Origin of the sequence: Subtercola sp. PAMC28395 (assembly GCF_018889995.1) — a bacterium.
Taxonomy (GTDB): domain Bacteria; phylum Actinomycetota; class Actinomycetes; order Actinomycetales; family Microbacteriaceae; genus Subtercola.
This window is the reverse complement of record NZ_CP076547.1, coordinates 1070814-1086366: the sequence shown is the minus strand read 5'-3', so window position 1 is coordinate 1086366 and position 15553 is coordinate 1070814. Positions and strand designations below refer to the sequence as shown.

Genomic DNA, 15553 nt, shown 5'->3' with positions numbered 1-15553 from the left:
GACCCTTCCCGCGAGCAGTTGTCAGCTTTCGACTCTACTCGTGCCGCGACACTATCCGACTGGGGTGGTCGGCGTGGTCGGCGTGGTCGGCGCTCGAAATGCGGGCGCCGCGAAATTCCCCGAGATCGGCCCGCTCGACGTGCGACTGACAAAGCAGTAGTAGTCGCGCATGCCAGCCTTCCACTGCGCGTCATTGACGGGGTAGGCGGCCTGCCAGACGACGTCGGGATACGCCGCGAGCAGGGCTGGGTCGAACGCGCCGGCCTGCTGGCACAGCAGGTTCAGCTGCGCGGCGACAACAGCTTGACCTGGAAACGCGGCCGCCGGATCGTCGCCGAGCGACCCTCGGCTCGTCACCTGGGCAGAATGCGCCGCGCTGCAGTCGACCACGGTGAACTTCTGCTGCCAGGCCGACGTGAAGGGGCTGATGCATTCGCCGCCGCGGAGCTCGTTCCAGTAGAAACTCCCGGCCAGCTGCGGGCCTGCCGTGGAGGTCGGCACGGGCGTCGGGCTCGGCGTGGGGGTTTCACTCACCGTCGGCGTGCTGCTCGGGGCTGCGACCGGCGACAGGATGCCCGGCAGCCGTGTGCCGAGAAAGAACAGCCCGCCCAGCACGAGCACTGCAACGACCGCCACCCCGACGGGCATCAGCCATGCTCGGCCTCGGGGGCCGCCCGGAGCCGCGGCGCGATGTCGGCGTGCCTCAGTCATCGACTGCGGAGCCCCGTTGGGAAACGCTCTTTGGCCGGAGGGCATTCACAGCAGCGGCCCAACTCAGCTCAATCCGAGGTCGTCGAGCCCGATCGCGTAGTAGTAGGGATACCCGGCCGACTCGATGCGCTCACGCGCCTCGGTGTTGCGGTCCACCACGACGGCGACACCGACGACGATCGCGCCGACCTTCTCGAGCGCCTCGATCGCCTTCAGCGGCGAACCGCCCGTGGTGGAGGTGTCTTCGAGCACGATGACGCGCTTGCCCTCGAGATCGGGACCCTCGACCTGCTTGCCGCGGCCGTGGTCCTTCGGTTCCTTGCGCACGACGAAGGCGTCGTATGTCGCGCCGCGCGCGGCTCCCTGGTGCAGGATGGCGGCGGCCACGGGGTCGGCACCCATCGTGAGTCCGCCGACGGCGAAGACATCGGGGATGTCGGCGATCAGGTCGAGCATGACCTGCCCGATCAGGGGAGCGACCCGGTGGTCGAGGCTCACCTTGCGAAGGTCGACGTAGTACGTCGCCTTCTTGCCACTGGTGAGGGTGAAGTCGCCGTGGAACACCGCTTCGTCGGAGATGTACTTGATGAGTTGTTCGCGCGCGATCACTGTGCCATTTTATGTGCGCCGCCGCCCCTGCGGCGCACAACCGGCACCAGTCTGCGTACTGAGCTCACTGCGCCGTGCGACGTTGAACGCGACGAGCGCGGTCGCCGCGTTCAACTGACCTCGTTACGTGCGCGACCCTGACGATATTTGCTCTGTGCGCCGCCGCCCCTGCGGCGCACTGCTGGCAGAACCTTACGCACACCAGTTCAAGCGCCGTACAACGCCGAAGCCGACGAGCGCGGTCGCCGGCTCCAGCCGACCTCGTTGGGTGCGCCGCCGCCCCGTGCCCACTTAGCGCTGCGGTCTTCGATACCCCCGCATCCGCGAGGTGACGCCACCGCCCCATCCAGGGGTCGCAAACTGCTGTCAGACGAAGTGCCGCAGAACCTAGTGAGACCAGTGCGCCGAAGAGAGACAGGTCTGCGCGGCTCGATATGGCGCGGCGGCCTCACGAGAGGTCCCGGGTGGAACGAATAGGCTTGCGGCATGCGTGTTGCGACCTGGAATGTGAACTCGATCCGTGCCCGCGTGGGCCGCGTCGCCGATTGGCTGGTGCGTGAAGACATCGACGTGCTGGCGATGCAGGAGATCAAGTGTCGGGAGTCACAATTCCCGTACGATCCGTTCACCGAAGCCGGCTATGAGGTCGAACTCCACGGCCTCAACCAGTGGAACGGCGTCGCCTTCGCCAGCCGCCTCCCGATGGAAGACCTCACCGTCGGCTTCGAGGGCGTGCCCGGTTTCGGCAAGCCCGACAGCGAGGGAGCACTGCCCTCCGAGGCCCGTGCGCTCGGCGTCACCGTCAACGGGGTGCGCCTCTGGAGCCTCTACGTTCCGAACGGCCGCGAGCTCGGCGACCCGCACTACGACTACAAGCTGGCCTGGTTGAAGCAGCTCGCTGCGGAGACCCGCGGGTGGATCGCCGATCATCCGGAACAGCCGCTGGCACTGATGGGCGACTGGAACATCGCCCCCTTCGACACCGACGTGTGGGACATAGCTGCTTTCGAGGGCAGCACCCACGTCTCGGAGCCTGAACGTGCCGCCTTCGCCGAATTCGAGGCACTCGGCCTCAGTGACGTTGTTCGCCCCCTCGTGCCGACCGGCTACACGTACTGGGACTACAAGCAGCTGCGCTTTCCCCGCAACGAGGGCATGCGCATCGACTTCATCATGGGTTCGGCGCCGTTCGCCTCCCTGGTGACGGATGCCCGCATCGACCGCAACGAACGAAAAGGTGACGCGCCAAGCGACCACGTGCCCGTCGTCGTCGACCTCGATGTCGACACCGAAGACGACGATGACAGGCCCATGGTCTTCTGACTTCGATTCGTCGTCACTGACGCTGCCCGCCAACGTGCTGACTCACGCGGGAGCAAGCAGGGCCGAGATCACCAACAGGACAGGCAACGATGCGATCGTGGTGACGAGCACGGTGTCGCGGGCCAGAACGGTGCCCACGTCGTAGCAGAATGCATAGTTGAAGATGTTCTGGGCGGTGGGCAACGCCGCCAGAACGACCACCGCGAACAGGTGCACGCCGTCGAGCTGAAAGACGTAGCGGGCAAGGAGCAGCGCCACGACCGGCATCAGCACGCTCTTGAGCAGTGAAGCCGTGACGATCTCCGTGCGCCCCGCGCCGGCTCTGAAGGGGCGCTGTCCAGCCAGGGACATTCCGAAGGTGACCAGCACGAGGGGTACCGCGGCGCCACCGACCAGAATGAAGGGCTGCAGCAGGGCATCCGGAATCTGCCATCCGCTCGCGGCAACGATGAAGCCCGCCAGCGAACCGAGGATGATCGGATTCCGCACCGGTTGCAGCAGGATCGACTTCACTGACACATGGCCCCGGGTCGACACATCGAGCAGGGCGAGCAGGATCGGCGCCATGACGATCACCTGGAACATCAGCAGAGGGGCCACGAACTGGGCGCTGCCGAGAACGTAGACCGAGACCGGCAGACCGATGTTGTTCGCGTTGGCGTAGGAGGAGGCAGCGGCACCGATCGTCGTGTCGGCGATTCCCCGACGGAAGAAGATCCGCGACAGCACGACATAGGCCACCGACGATGCGGCTATGGCACCGATGGACACCAGCAGGAACGACGAGAAGATCACTCGCAGGTCTGCTTTGGCCAGCACACTGAAGAGCAGGGCCGGGCTGGCGATGAAGAACACAAAGCGATTCAGTACCACCGGCGCATCGGCGGGCAGGATCCTGATGCGCTGGATTACGTACCCCACGACGATCACGAATCCGATGATCGCAAAGCCCGTCAGAACGCCGTCCATGGATCAGTTGGTCGGAGCGGTGCCGGCACTCGTCGCCGAACCCATGGCGGCGACGAGGGCCGAACGGAGGAACGGTGCGAGCGTCGTCGCGAAGGTGTTCGTGAGGTGGTCCTGGTCGCGGTAGACGTTCGCGCCGCCGATCACCGCGAAACAGTCTGTTGTGCTGCAGAAGGTGCTGCTGAAGTCGAGCAGCATGACCTTCTCACCGGCGGCAACAGATGCCGCTGCCGCGATCGCTATTGGTGGGTCGGCGACGAGCGCATCCGCCCTCGGTTCGAGGCAGTCGGTCGACGCCGCTGCAGCCGTCGTGGTGCGAAGGCACTTGTTCGGGTCGTCTGCCCAGGCAGGGTTGTCGACCATCGTCACAACGGGAGTGCTCTTCGCCGTCACCTCTTTCCACGCGCCACTGAACCCCGTGGCAAGCGCCTGACCGTCTTTCGACGTTCCGGGCGAGGTCGCGTCGGCGAGAGCAGCCGTGAAGACGACATCGAACGGCTGCACCGCGGCGAGCTCGGTGGTGAGGTGCGCACGCCATGTCGTGCACGACGCCGAGAACGCATCGTTGCCGGGCAGCGGGTCGGTGCTCCACGGGCACCCGCCCTTGATGTACGTCGTCAGTGCCCAGCCGTTGTCGTTCGCAAGCTGGATGAACGGCTCGAGCAACGCATAGGCGTGACTGTCTCCGATCAACGCCACCCGCTTCGCCGCCGGGTCGTCCGAACCGAAGTGGCAGGCGAACAGCGCGGAGTCGTTCAGGGTGACGAGGCACTCAGGGTGACTCGGGCGATCTGCGTTGCCGAACCCGGGCGACGGGATGATCGTGTCGGCCAGCGCCGCGTTCACGCAGCCAGGGGTGGTCGTCGCCGGCGCGGGGAGCTGCGATGTCTCTGGCAGACCAGCGGCACTGTCGGTGATCACGGTGCCGTCTGCCTTGCCTGCGGCCACGGCCGCGCTCGCACCGAACCCACTCACGACGGCGCCCGGGCCGGATGCCGCACCGAAACACTCGGGCGGGCTCGCGACGGTGGCCGCCAGTTCGCTCGCGGCCGCGTCGTACTTGGGCTGCTGCACCGCCCACACTCCGCCGATCACCAGGGTCATCACGGCCATCCCAGCCACCATCATTCCGAAGGTGCGGCGGGGCCGGCGAGCGGGCGATGCCCAGAACTGCCAGCGCCGCGCAGGGTCTTCGACGAACTTCTTCGTGAGCCACGCCAGTACGAAGGCGAGCGCGAACAATGCGGCCCGGTTGTAGATCGACAGCCCCCATCCCGGAATGAAGGGCGCGATCACGATCAGTGGCCAGTGCCACAGGTAGAGCGAATAGGAGATGTCACCGATGAACCGCGGAACCCGCGTGCTGAGCACCCGGCCACTGTCGTACCAGCGCGTCGAACGGTGGGCGACGATGATCGCAGCGGTTCCCAATACCGGCAGGAGGGCCGCGTAGCCGGGGAACGGCGTGTTGCGGTCGAAGGTGAACCCGGCATACAACAACGCGACGATGCCTGCGTACCCGAGTGCATTGCTGAGCCAGCCGCGGGTCGGCCGGAACCGTGGCAGGAGGGCCAGCAGGGCCCCGGCCCCGAACTCCCAGACCCGGGTGTAGGTGACGAAGTAGGCCGACGCCGGGTCGTTCTTCGTGTACACCACAGACAGGATGAACGACAGGATGCTCGCCACTGCCACCAGCGTGATCATGGCGTTCCACCGGCCGTTGGCCGCGAATTTCGCGCCAAGGGCTGAGCCCCCACCCCTGCGGGTACCGGCAGCGCCTGAAGCTGGTGCGCTGGAGCGGGCCCTGCGCAGCCGGTTCACACCGAATGCCGAGGCACCCAGCAGCAGGATCGGCCAGACCAGATAGAACTGCTCTTCGAGCGAGAGCGACCAGTAATGCTGAACAAGAGACGCGTCGTTCGACGCGGCCAGGTAGTCGACCGAGTTCGCTGCGAGTGCCCAGTTCTCCACATAGAACGTGCTTGCGATGATCTCGCGCACGTTCTCGATGAGGGCACTCAGCGGCATCACGACGAGCAGGGCGATCGCGCTGAACAGGAGCACGAGCAGTGATGCAGGCAGGAGCCGCCTCACACGCTTCGCCCAGAAGCTCCGCAGCTTGATTCGGTCGGTGCGTTCGAGCTCACGGGAGAGTTGCTGCGTGATGAGAAAACCGGAGATCACGAAGAAGACATCGACACCGATGTACCCACCGGTCAGGCGCCCCGGCTCGAAGTGGTAGATGACCACCAGGAGCACCGCGATCGCGCGCAACCCCTGGATGTGCGGCATGAAATGCGACGGTGCAGCGGTGATGCCTGGTGTACCGGGGGCCGCGCCCACACCGGAATTGCCGTGCCTGCTCGAGGTTTTCATATCGCCCCATGGTACTTCGGCGCATCCTGACGTATCCTCCGACCCGACGGCGGTGCACAACGACGGCCGCTCCAACCATTTGTGGAGGAGCTGTTCTGCTCGAGGAGCAGGAGGCCTATTCTGTGACTATGAAATTTCGCACGACCCTGCAGGCCAGTGGCAAGACGGCCACAGGAATCCACGTGCCGACAGAGGTCTACGAATCGCTCGGCTCAGCAAAACGTCACGCCGTGACCGTCACGATCAACGGGTACTCCTACCGCAGCACGGTGACGCCGTACCGCGGCGAGATCATGCTGCCAGTGAGCGCTGAAGTCCGCTCCGGGGCAGGAATCGCTGCCGGCGACGAGATCGAGGTCGAGATCGTGCTCGACGAACAGCCTCGCGAAGTGATCGTTCCCGAGGACTTTGCCGCCGCTCTCGACGCGGCGCCTGCCGCCCGCACCTTCTTCGACTCGCTCTCGTACAGCAACAAACGCCGGTTCACCGTCACTATCGATGACGCGAAGACACCCGAGACCCGCCAGCGACGCATCGAGAAGTCCGTGGCCACTCTCGCCACAGGAACGCTCTAGTCGTCAGCGCTGTTGCGTCACGAGCATTCCTGACGCTCTTTAGTCGCTTGGAATGACTGCTTCACGCAACAAAACCTCCGGATCGTCACGAAACTGCGGCGCGATTTTGCCTATCGTCGAGAGTCAGAGGTCGTGCAGCCAACAGGTGGCTGGAGTACACAACCTCTCAGTCAATGCTCGATGGGAGGTTCTCATGTCAACTCGAATCACTGCTTGTCGGTCTTCCCCCGACCGACTCTCCGCGGATCAATTCACCACAAGCGCAATCGCTGGCGAACCGGAGGTGGTCGAAGATGAGGCCTCCAATAAGGCCGGCCGGGCATCCATTTCGGCCGCCTGGAGCTCGCTGAAATCTGCCGTCACGCTGGTGCGGGCCTTCCAGGAGCCGGACGGCTCTGTGCGTCTCACACCCGATACCCCGTCAGACGCTCTGACATCGGGCGCAGAGACAGTGGTCGACCGCGCGCTGCTCGACGATCTCGTCACGAAGATCGCGTCGAGCCTGCGAGAACTGGCCTTCGAATTCGCCCACGACGCTCTCTACCTCGAGGCGAGCGCGGTTGATTTCGAGCGTTGGGCGTCTGAGGGCTACGCGATCCCCGACTTTCTCGATTCACTCACCGCCTTCCACCCCGAGCACCATCGCGTCGATGGGCTGCGGCACGTGGTCGTCTTTCCGATGTTCACCCAGAACGGCAGCACCGAGCGACTCTTCGAGGCCGTCGCGGTCGAGGTCATCTGGCCCGATTTCGTGGCCGAACTCGAAGCCGGCGACTACTCCAACGCGCTGTTCGTGCCCATTCGGTTCCTCGATTTCACCGCGGGGTATGACACCAATTCGGCGGTGCTCTTCCCCGAGACCGTCGCGATGCGCGCGATCCCTGCCTTCACCTGGGGCGCGATCTTCGCCGACCGCGAAGCAGCCCGGTTCCGGCTCGTCGTGCGCGAGGCCGCTGAAATCACCAGGCTCGAGCTCCCGGCCGCGGCACATGAACTCCTCGACGACCAGAAGCTGGCCGAAGAGACCTTCGTGATGTGGGATCTCATCCACGACCGCACGCACATGCGTGGAGACCTGCCTTTCGACCCCTTCATGATCAAACAGCGCATGCCGTACTTCCTCTACACACTCGAAGAGTTGCGTTGCGACCTGACGGCCTTTCGTGAGGCCGTTCGAATCGAACGCGAAGCAGTTCTACCCGCCCACACCCTCGAAACCGCGCACCGTGTGCAGTTCGCCATCATCTTCGACCGCATCTTCCGCTTCGCGCTCACCGGCAGCCGCGTGCGAAACTACGACGGCCTTGGCGGCCAGCTGCTCTTCGCCTGGCTGCACCAGCACCGCGTGCTGCACTGGACCGACACCCGCCTCACCATCGACTGGCCTGAGGTCGCCGACGTCGTCATCGCCCTCGGCGCGGCGATCGACGAGTTGTACTGGCGTTCGATCGACCGACCGAAGGTCGCCCACTGGCTCGCCGCCTACGAACTGGTCTCGGCAACCGTCACCCCGAACCCCGCCTCGGCCTGGGCGAAGGGCCCGGATGCCCTGCCGCTCGACGGCCCCCCACGAGGTCTCACCGACGCAGTGTTGCCCGACGAGTTCCCCCTGTCGATGTTCTATGAGGCCCTGAACAAGAAGATGTCGGGCGTCATCGAGTCGACGGCGGGAATCACTGGGCTCGACGCGCGCTGACGCTCGCCCCGCGTGTGACCGCAAACGGTGCGGGCGACCGCTGGGCCTCGGTCGCTGGGCCTCGGTCGCTGAGCCTAGGTCGCTTAGCGTCGGTCGTTGAGCCTCGGTCGTTGAGCCTCGGTCGTTGAGCCTCGGTCGGGGCGCGACCGCAATCTGTGCGGGCGGGCGCCCGGCCCCGACCGTCAGACCTCGAACCTCCACGGAATAGTCCACAGCGAAGCGCGCGTGCACGCTGCACGCGGTATCGCGTGTGGACTATTTCGTCGAGAGACCTTGGCATCAACGCCGCGCCGAGCCGCTGATTCCAGACCTCGTGTCCACCCGTTCGTCCACGCGGCGTCTCGCGTGCAGACTGCTCGCGGCGAGGCGTGTGGACGATCGAGTGTACGGACAGCGGCGCGAAGTCCGCGCAGACAACGGCAGATCCGGGATTTTGCAGCGCCGAATGCAAGAGACGTGCACGTATCGTGAGAGAGACTGGATGCTGTGACCGACGTATCCCCCACAACACCCTCTGCTCCGCCCACCACGGCAGACCCGGTCGGCACCCCAGGCACCGCGCCCAGGATGCCCTCCGCCCCCACGGCGGGCTACATCAACCCCGTCACTCCCGGCCCCGCGCGCCTGCACGACCCCGCGGTCCGCGGCTTCGCATCGGACAACTATGCGGGCGTGCATCCGGAGATCCTGGCCGCTCTCACCGCAGCCAACGAAGGCCACCAGATCGCGTACGGCGAAGACGTCTACACCGCTCGGCTGCAGCAGGTCATGCAGGGCCATTTCGGCGACCAGGCCACCGCCTTTCCCGTGTTCAACGGCACGGGCGCCAACGTGCTCAGCCTGCAATCGATGCTGCCCCGCTGGGGCGCCGTCGTCTGCGCGAGCACGGCGCACATCAACACCGACGAGAACGCAGCCCCCGAGCGCGTCGGCGGCCTCAAGCTGCTGACCGTCGAAACACCGAACGGCAAGCTCACCCCCGAACTCATCGACCGCGAGGCCTGGGGCTGGGGCGACGAACATCGCGCCCAGCCGTTGGCTGTCTCGATCACACAGAGCACCGAGCTCGGCACGCTCTACACGCCGCAGGAGATCCGCGCGATCGCCGACCACGTACACGAGCGCGGCATGCGCCTGCACCTCGACGGCGCACGGCTGTCGAACGCCGCCGCCTCGCTGGGCGTGCCGCTCCGCGAGTTCACGACAGACGCCGGCGTCGACGTGCTCTCGTACGGCGGAACCAAGAACGGCCTGCTCTACGGGGAGGCCGTCGTGGTACTCGACCCCGCGGCATCCGACGGCCTGACCTACCTCCGCAAGATGAACATGCAGCTCGCATCGAAGATGCGCTTCGTCTCGGCCCAGCTGATCGCCCTGCTCGAGGGCGACCTCTGGCTGCGTTCTGCCTCGCATTCGAACGCCATGGCCAAGCGGCTGCGCGGCGCGGTCGAGCGGATGCCCGGGGTCACCCTCACCCAGCCCACCCAGTCGAACGCGGTGTTCGCCATCGTGCCGCCCGGGGTCGCTGACGCGCTGCGCGAGGTGTTCCGCTTCTACGACTGGAACAACGCCACCGGCGAGGTGCGCTGGATGTGCTCGTTCGACACGACCGAGTCAGACGTCGACGAGTTCACGGCCGCCCTCGGCACCCTCCTCCCCGCCTGACCCCTCCGTCCAAACCGTTGGGTGTACCTACTTCTGCGCGATCAGAGGTGCTACAGCAGCAGAAGTCGGTACACCCACGTGCGGGGCGAGGGCAGAGACGAAAGATACGATCGCATGGAATATTGTGCGAGAACACATGTTGTACAGAACGTGGCAACGGCGCCTCACCATCCCCGGCAGAGAATCCCAAGGAGCCACAACCATGACACTGATCGACACCACCGCACCCACCCGCACCGCTGAAACCAGCAGTCCCATTCTCGACGTACTGGCCGAGCGCTGGAGCCCGAGGTCGTTCGACCCGACTGCAGAAGTCAGCGAAGCGGACCTCACCGCAGCCCTCGAGGCGGCACGCTGGTCGGCATCAGCCGCCAACACCCAGCCGTGGAAGTTCATCGTCGGCCGACGCGGAACCCCGACGTTCGACCTGATCAACGAGAACCTGATGGGCTTCAACCAGGTCTGGACGCCGAACGCGGCAGTGCTGATCGTCAACGTCGCCGAGGTCATCGACGAGAGTGGAAAGCCGCAGCGCTGGGCCACGTACGACCTCGGGCAGGCGGCCGCGAGCCTCGCGATCCAGGCTCACGCCGACGGGCTGCACGTGCACCAGATGGGCGGCATCGAGGCTGAAGGGCTTCGTGCTGCGTTCGGACTCGACGAGCGCTGGGAGCCGCTGACCGTCACCGCACTCGGCGTGGTGGCCCCAGCGGCCGACCTTCCCGACGAAGCGACCCGCGCCCGTGAGGTTGCGCCGCGCGTGCGCAAGACCCTCGCCGAGATCGTCGTAGGGCTCTGACGACCACGCTGGTTCAGTGAGGCGAGCGCCGCGGGCGCGCCCTGAACAGGCGCTCGCTCCAAGCGCAGCGCGTCGAGCAGCCCGCTGTATCGAAACCTCCACGCGAAACGGGTTTCGATACGCTCCACAAGCGGGGCTGCTCAACCAGCGACCACCAAGCGGGCTGTTACACCGCATGACAGTGCCGCGGCCGACGACCGCCGCGGCACTGTAGCGTCGAACGGGTGTCAGCGACCATCGAGAATCTCCTCAGCGAGAACCGCCTCTACCCGCCGAGCGAGGCGTTCACCGCCGCCGCGAACGTCGACGCCGGTGAACATGAACGTGCAGCCGCCGACCCCGTCGCCTACTGGGAGCAGCAGGCCGATCGCCTCGACTGGCACGAGCGCTGGCACACGGCGCACACCTGGCAGCCGGCCACCCCGCTCTCCCGCGACGATGCGTGGACGGCGTTCGGCGACCCACGAGGCGCCGGCAGCGAAGTGCCCGCGTACTTCACCGGGCTCGATGGCGACGGCGAACCTCTGCTGAGCATCCCGAATGCCCAGTGGTTCGTCGGCGGAAGACTGAACGTCGCAGTCAACTGCGTCGACAGGCACGTGGATGCGGGCCGTGGCGACGTGGTCGCGATCAACTTCGAGGGCGAGCCGGGCGACCGCGAGCAGATCACCTACGCCGAGCTGCAGCGCCGCGTAGCGAAGGCTGCCAACGCTCTGACTGCGCTCGGGATCGTGGCCGGCGACCGCGTGGTCGTGTACCTTCCCGTCATCCCCGAGACGATCGTCGTCACGCTAGCGATCGCGCGCATCGGGGCGATCCACTCGCTCGTGTTCGGCGGGTTCTCGGCCGAGGCGCTGAGGTTCCGGGTCGAAGACACCGGCGCAAAGCTGTTGGTCACCAGCGACGGGCAGTTCCGCCGCGGCAAGGCCGTGCCCGTCAAGGCGAATGCCGACGAGGCCGTGGCCGGCCCCGAGAACGGCGTCAACACGATCGAGCACGTGCTGGTCATCCGTCGCACAGGCGCCCTCACCCCCGAACTGCCATGGACCCCCGGGCGCGACGTCTGGTGGCACGACGTCGTCGACGCCGCAGAAGACTCGCACGAAGCCGAGTACTTCGACTCCGAGCATCCCCTCTTCATCATCTATACCAGCGGCACCACCGGCAAGCCCAAGGGCCTCGTGCACACGAGCGGCGGCTACCTGACCCAGGCCAGCTGGAGCCACTGGGCCGCCTTCGACGCGAAGCCCACCGACGTCTACTGGTGCACCGCGGACCTGGCCTGGGTCACCGCCCACACCTACGTTCTGTACGGCCCGTTCTCGAACGGCGCGACGAGCGTGATCTACGAAGGCACGCCGAACACCCCGCACGCGGGCCGGCATTTCGAGATCATCGAACGCTACGGCGTGACCACGTACTACACCGCTCCCACGCTGATCCGCACGTTCATGACGTGGTTCCCCGACGGGCTGCCGGGCGAGTTCGACCTGTCGAGCATCCGGCTGCTCGGTACCGTGGGCGAGGCGATCAACCCGGAGGCCTGGGTGTGGTTCCACGACCAGATCGGTGGCGGGCGGGCGCCGATCGTCGACACGTGGTGGCAGTCCGAGACGGGCTCGGCCGTCATCGCGCCCCTGCCGGGAGTCACCACGCTGAAACCCGGGTCAGCGACCTTCGCGCTGCCCGGCCTCACCGCCCGCATCGTAGACGAGCAGGGCGCAGAGGTGCCGTTCGGCTCTGGCGGCTACCTCGTGCTCGACGGAACCTGGCCGTCGATGGCCCGAACTGTCTGGGGTAACCCTGAGCGGTACCGCGACTCGTATTGGCTGAAGTACGCGGCGCAGGGCTTCTTCTTCGCCGGCGACGGCGCGAAGTACGACCACGAGGGCTACATCTGGCTGCTCGGCCGCGTCGACGACGTGATCAACGTGTCGGGACACCGCCTCTCGACCATCGAGATCGAGTCGGCGCTGGTCTCGCACGCGCACGTCGGGGAGGCAGGCGTGGTCGGGGTAACCGACGTGACGACGGGCGAGGCGATCGCCGCGTTCGTGATCCCCTCGCGTGACATCTCTGCTCAGGATGCTGCAGACCCCGTGTTCTGGGCGACCCTCGAGGCCGAGCTGGCCGCCGTTCTGCGCGCGCATGTGACCCGTGAGATCGGCGCCATCGCCAAACCGCGTGACCTCATCGTCGTGCCGGACTTGCCCAAGACCCGTTCGGGCAAGATCATGCGTCGCCTGTTGGCAGACCTGGTGGACGGGCGACCGCTCGGCGATACAACGTCGCTGCAGGATGAAACCGTGCCTCACCGTATTGCGGCCATCCTCGCAGCCAGACCCTGACACAGCGCGCTGGCGCTATGGGTGAGCATCCAGTGGATGCTCGCCGCGACGCCAGCGCCGAAAGGGCTATGCCCTTTCGGGATAACTCGATTGCGATCCACCTCACCGCACCCCGGCCAGGCAAAAACGCACTCGTCGGCCCTCGTTCAAACCGACACACTATTCGCGTCGGTTCGGCTCAGGGCCGACGATTGCGTTATCAGCCGAGCGGCACGACCTCTTCAGCCGGAGCAACCGTGAGCCCGCTGCCGTCGGCCGCCAACCCCACATACACCGTCTGCCCGTCTCGCACGGCTCCGGAGAGCAGCTGCATCGAGAGCCGGTCGTCGATCTCGTGCTGCATGAGCCGGCGCAACGGCCGAGCACCGTACACGGGATCGTAGCCGCGCTCAGCAAGCCAGGCCCGGGCATCCGGAGTCACGGCCAGCGACAGCCCGCGCTCGGAGACCCTCTGGGCGAGACGATCGACATACAGCGACACGATCTGCGACAGGTCGTCGTGCGACAGAGCCGAGAACACCACGATGTCGTCGAGCCGGTTGATGAACTCGGGTTTGAACGCCTGGCGAACAACTCCGAGCACGAGCTCTTCTTTTGTGGCGTCTGACAGCGACTGGTCGACGAGGTACTGCGAACCCAGGTTCGAGGTGAGGATCAGGATGGTGTTGCGAAAGTCGACCGTACGACCCTGCCCATCGGTGAGACGGCCGTCGTCGAGCACTTGCAGCAGCACATCGAAGACCTCGGGGTGAGCCTTCTCGACCTCGTCCATGAGCACCACGGAGTAGGGGCGCCGTCGAACCGCCTCGGTGAGCTGCCCGCCCTGCTCGTACCCGATGTAGCCGGGAGGCGCACCGAGAAGCCTCGCGACGGAGTGCTTCTCGCCGTACTCGCTCATGTCGATTCGGATCATCGCGCGTTCATCGTCGAACAGGAACTCCGCGAGCGCCTTGGCCAGCTCGGTCTTGCCCACCCCCGTCGGCCCGAGGAACAGGAACGACCCTGTCGGCCGGTTCGGGTCGGAGATGCCGGCCCGCGTGCGCCGGACTGCATCGGCAACGGAGCGCACGGCCGGCTTCTGGCCGATGAGCCGCTTGCCGAGCTCTGCCTCGAGATTCAGGAGCTTCTCGGTCTCACCCTGGGTGAGCTTGTCGACGGGGATGCCCGTCCAGGCCGCAATGACAGAAGCGATCTCAGCCTCGGTGACCTGGTCGCTCACCATACGCGGGGTATCGGGGTTCTGTTCGGCGTTCTCGGCCTCGCGCAGCTGCCGCTCCATGACCGGGATGTCTCCGTACAGGAGTCTGGATGCCCGTTCGAGGTTGCCCTCACGCTGCGCCCGTTCCGCAGCCATTCTGGCGGCGTCGAGTTTCGTCTTGAGCTCGCCGACACGGTTCAGCACGGCGCGCTCCTTGTCCCAGCGCTCCTGGACCACCGTCAGCTCGGCTTGGCGGGTGCCGAGGTCGAGGCGGAGCTTCTCAAGGCGCTGCTTGCTCGCCTCGTCCTTCTCCTTCGTAAGCGCCAGCTCTTCGAGCTTCAGTCGGTCGACACTGCGCCGCAGCTCGTCGATCTCGACCGGGGCCGAGTCGATCTCCATGCGCAAGCGCGAGGCGGCTTCGTCGATGAGGTCGATCGCCTTGTCGGGAAGCTGCCGCCCGGTGATGTACCGGTTCGAGAGTGAGGCCGCCGCAACGAGTGCGGCGTCGGCGATCGACACCTTGTGGTGTGCCTCGTAACGCTCCTTGAGCCCGCGCAGGATGGCGATGGTGTCTTCAACACTCGGTTCGCCGACGAACACCTGCTGGAACCGGCGTTCGAGCGCCGCGTCTTTCTCGATGAACTCGCGGTACTCGTCGAGCGTTGTCGCCCCGATGAGCCGTAGTTCGCCGCGCGCGAGCATCGGCTTCAGCATGTTCGACGCTGCGACAGAGCCTTCACCACCGCCCGCACCCATCAGCGTGTGGAGCTCATCGACGAAGGTGATGATCTCGCCGTCGGCGTCGTTGATCTCCTTCAGCACAGCTTTGAGGCGTTCTTCGAACTCCCCGCGGTATTTCGCGCCGGCGACGAGAGCCGCGAGGTCGAGTGAGACGAGCTGCTTGCCCTTCAGCGAATCGGCGACGTCACCGGCGACGATGCGCTGGGCGAGCCCCTCGACCACTGCCGTCTTGCCGACGCCGGGCTCACCGATGAGAACGGGATTGTTCTTGGTGCGGCGCGTCAGAACCTGGCTGACGCGCCGGATCTCGGCGTCGCGACCGATCACCGGGTCGAGTTTGCCGCTCGCCGCGATGTCGGTGAGGTTGACTCCATACTTCTGCAGCGCGCTCTGCTCCTCGTCGCCCTGCTGGCCACCGTTCTGGCCACCCTGCTGACCGCCTTGCGGCATCTGAGTTCTCCTGGGTCTGTGAAACAGAGACTACAAAACTTGAGTCTCTTACACTCAATTTTACGCCCTGCGGCGACTGAATTCCAGTGTTTGATC

Annotated in this window: 11 protein-coding genes; 6 read left to right on the top strand and 5 right to left on the bottom strand. The window is 65.9% G+C overall.

Features of this window, described 5'->3' with window-relative positions; translation table 11 throughout:
• Positions 1-51: 51 nt before the first annotated feature.
• Together KPL76_RS05165 and pyrE are read right to left on the bottom strand one after the other, a co-directional pair.
• Entirely contained in the window at positions 52-648 is a 597-nt protein-coding gene (locus KPL76_RS05165; RefSeq protein ID WP_216335412.1) for a septum formation family protein, read from the bottom strand.
• Between the two features lie 126 nt (positions 649-774).
• Positions 775-1320 (bottom strand): orotate phosphoribosyltransferase, encoded by a 546-nt coding sequence (pyrE, locus tag KPL76_RS05160; RefSeq protein WP_216335411.1) that lies wholly within the window; start codon positions 1318-1320, stop codon positions 775-777.
• Between the two features lie 486 nt (positions 1321-1806).
• On the opposite strand from pyrE, the gene KPL76_RS05155 reads away from it, so the two are divergent.
• A complete protein-coding gene (locus tag KPL76_RS05155; protein ID WP_216335410.1) occupies positions 1807-2643 on the top strand; it encodes an exodeoxyribonuclease III in 837 nt (278 codons plus the stop codon).
• 42 nt (positions 2644-2685) lie between these two features.
• Here the strand turns inward: KPL76_RS05155 and KPL76_RS05150 are convergent, their stop codons facing one another.
• Positions 2686-3612 carry an AEC family transporter gene (locus KPL76_RS05150; RefSeq protein ID WP_216335409.1) on the bottom strand — a complete coding sequence of 309 codons (927 nt, stop codon included), beginning with the start codon at positions 3610-3612 and terminating at the stop codon, positions 2686-2688.
• A 3-nt stretch (positions 3613-3615) separates the two neighbouring features.
• Positions 3616-5985, bottom strand: a complete 2370-nt coding sequence (locus KPL76_RS05145; protein ID WP_216335408.1) for an acyltransferase family protein — start codon at positions 5983-5985, stop codon at positions 3616-3618.
• A gap of 128 nt (positions 5986-6113) precedes the next feature.
• Here KPL76_RS05145 and KPL76_RS05140 point away from each other — a divergent pair, with 128 nt between their 5' ends.
• The 5 genes from KPL76_RS05140 (at position 6114) to acs (ending at position 13068) form a co-directional block, all read left to right on the top strand.
• A complete protein-coding gene (locus KPL76_RS05140; protein ID WP_216335407.1) occupies positions 6114-6560 on the top strand; it encodes a YdeI/OmpD-associated family protein in 447 nt (148 codons plus the stop codon).
• A gap of 193 nt (positions 6561-6753) precedes the next feature.
• Positions 6754-8256, top strand: coding sequence for a DUF6421 family protein (locus KPL76_RS05135; RefSeq protein WP_253202188.1), 1503 nt, complete (start codon positions 6754-6756; stop codon positions 8254-8256).
• 567 nt (positions 8257-8823) lie between these two features.
• A complete protein-coding gene (locus KPL76_RS05130) occupies positions 8824-9921 on the top strand; it encodes a low specificity L-threonine aldolase (RefSeq protein WP_216336100.1) in 1098 nt (365 codons plus the stop codon).
• A 202-nt stretch (positions 9922-10123) separates the two neighbouring features.
• Entirely contained in the window at positions 10124-10720 is a 597-nt protein-coding gene (locus tag KPL76_RS05125; protein WP_216335406.1) for a nitroreductase family protein, read from the top strand.
• 224 nt (positions 10721-10944) lie between these two features.
• Positions 10945-13068, top strand: coding sequence for an acetate--CoA ligase (gene acs / locus KPL76_RS05120; protein WP_216335405.1), 2124 nt, complete (start codon positions 10945-10947; stop codon positions 13066-13068).
• Positions 13069-13267: 199 nt separating this feature from the next.
• Here the strand turns inward: acs and KPL76_RS05115 are convergent, their stop codons facing one another.
• Positions 13268-15457 (bottom strand): ATP-dependent Clp protease ATP-binding subunit, encoded by a 2190-nt coding sequence (locus KPL76_RS05115; protein ID WP_216335404.1) that lies wholly within the window; start codon positions 15455-15457, stop codon positions 13268-13270.
• Positions 15458-15553: the final 96 nt, after the last annotated feature.

Excerpts from the sequence above, each read along its gene's own strand:
- KPL76_RS05165 (WP_216335412.1), bottom strand. The coding sequence starts at position 648 with ATGCCCGTCGGGGTGGCGGTCGTTGCAGTGCTCGTGCTGGGCGGGCTG.
- KPL76_RS05155 (WP_216335410.1), top strand. The coding sequence starts at position 1,807 with ATGCGTGTTGCGACCTGGAATGTGAACTCGATCCGTGCCCGCGTGGGC.
- KPL76_RS05150 (WP_216335409.1), bottom strand. The coding sequence starts at position 3,612 with ATGGACGGCGTTCTGACGGGCTTTGCGATCATCGGATTCGTGATCGTC.
- KPL76_RS05145 (WP_216335408.1), bottom strand. The coding sequence starts at position 5,985 with ATGAAAACCTCGAGCAGGCACGGCAATTCCGGTGTGGGCGCGGCCCCC.
- KPL76_RS05140 (WP_216335407.1), top strand. The coding sequence starts at position 6,114 with ATGAAATTTCGCACGACCCTGCAGGCCAGTGGCAAGACGGCCACAGGA.
- KPL76_RS05135 (WP_253202188.1), top strand. The coding sequence starts at position 6,754 with ATGTCAACTCGAATCACTGCTTGTCGGTCTTCCCCCGACCGACTCTCC.
- KPL76_RS05130 (WP_216336100.1), top strand. The coding sequence starts at position 8,824 with ATGCCCTCCGCCCCCACGGCGGGCTACATCAACCCCGTCACTCCCGGC.
- KPL76_RS05125 (WP_216335406.1), top strand. The coding sequence starts at position 10,124 with ATGACACTGATCGACACCACCGCACCCACCCGCACCGCTGAAACCAGC.
- KPL76_RS05115 (WP_216335404.1), bottom strand. The coding sequence starts at position 15,457 with ATGCCGCAAGGCGGTCAGCAGGGTGGCCAGAACGGTGGCCAGCAGGGC.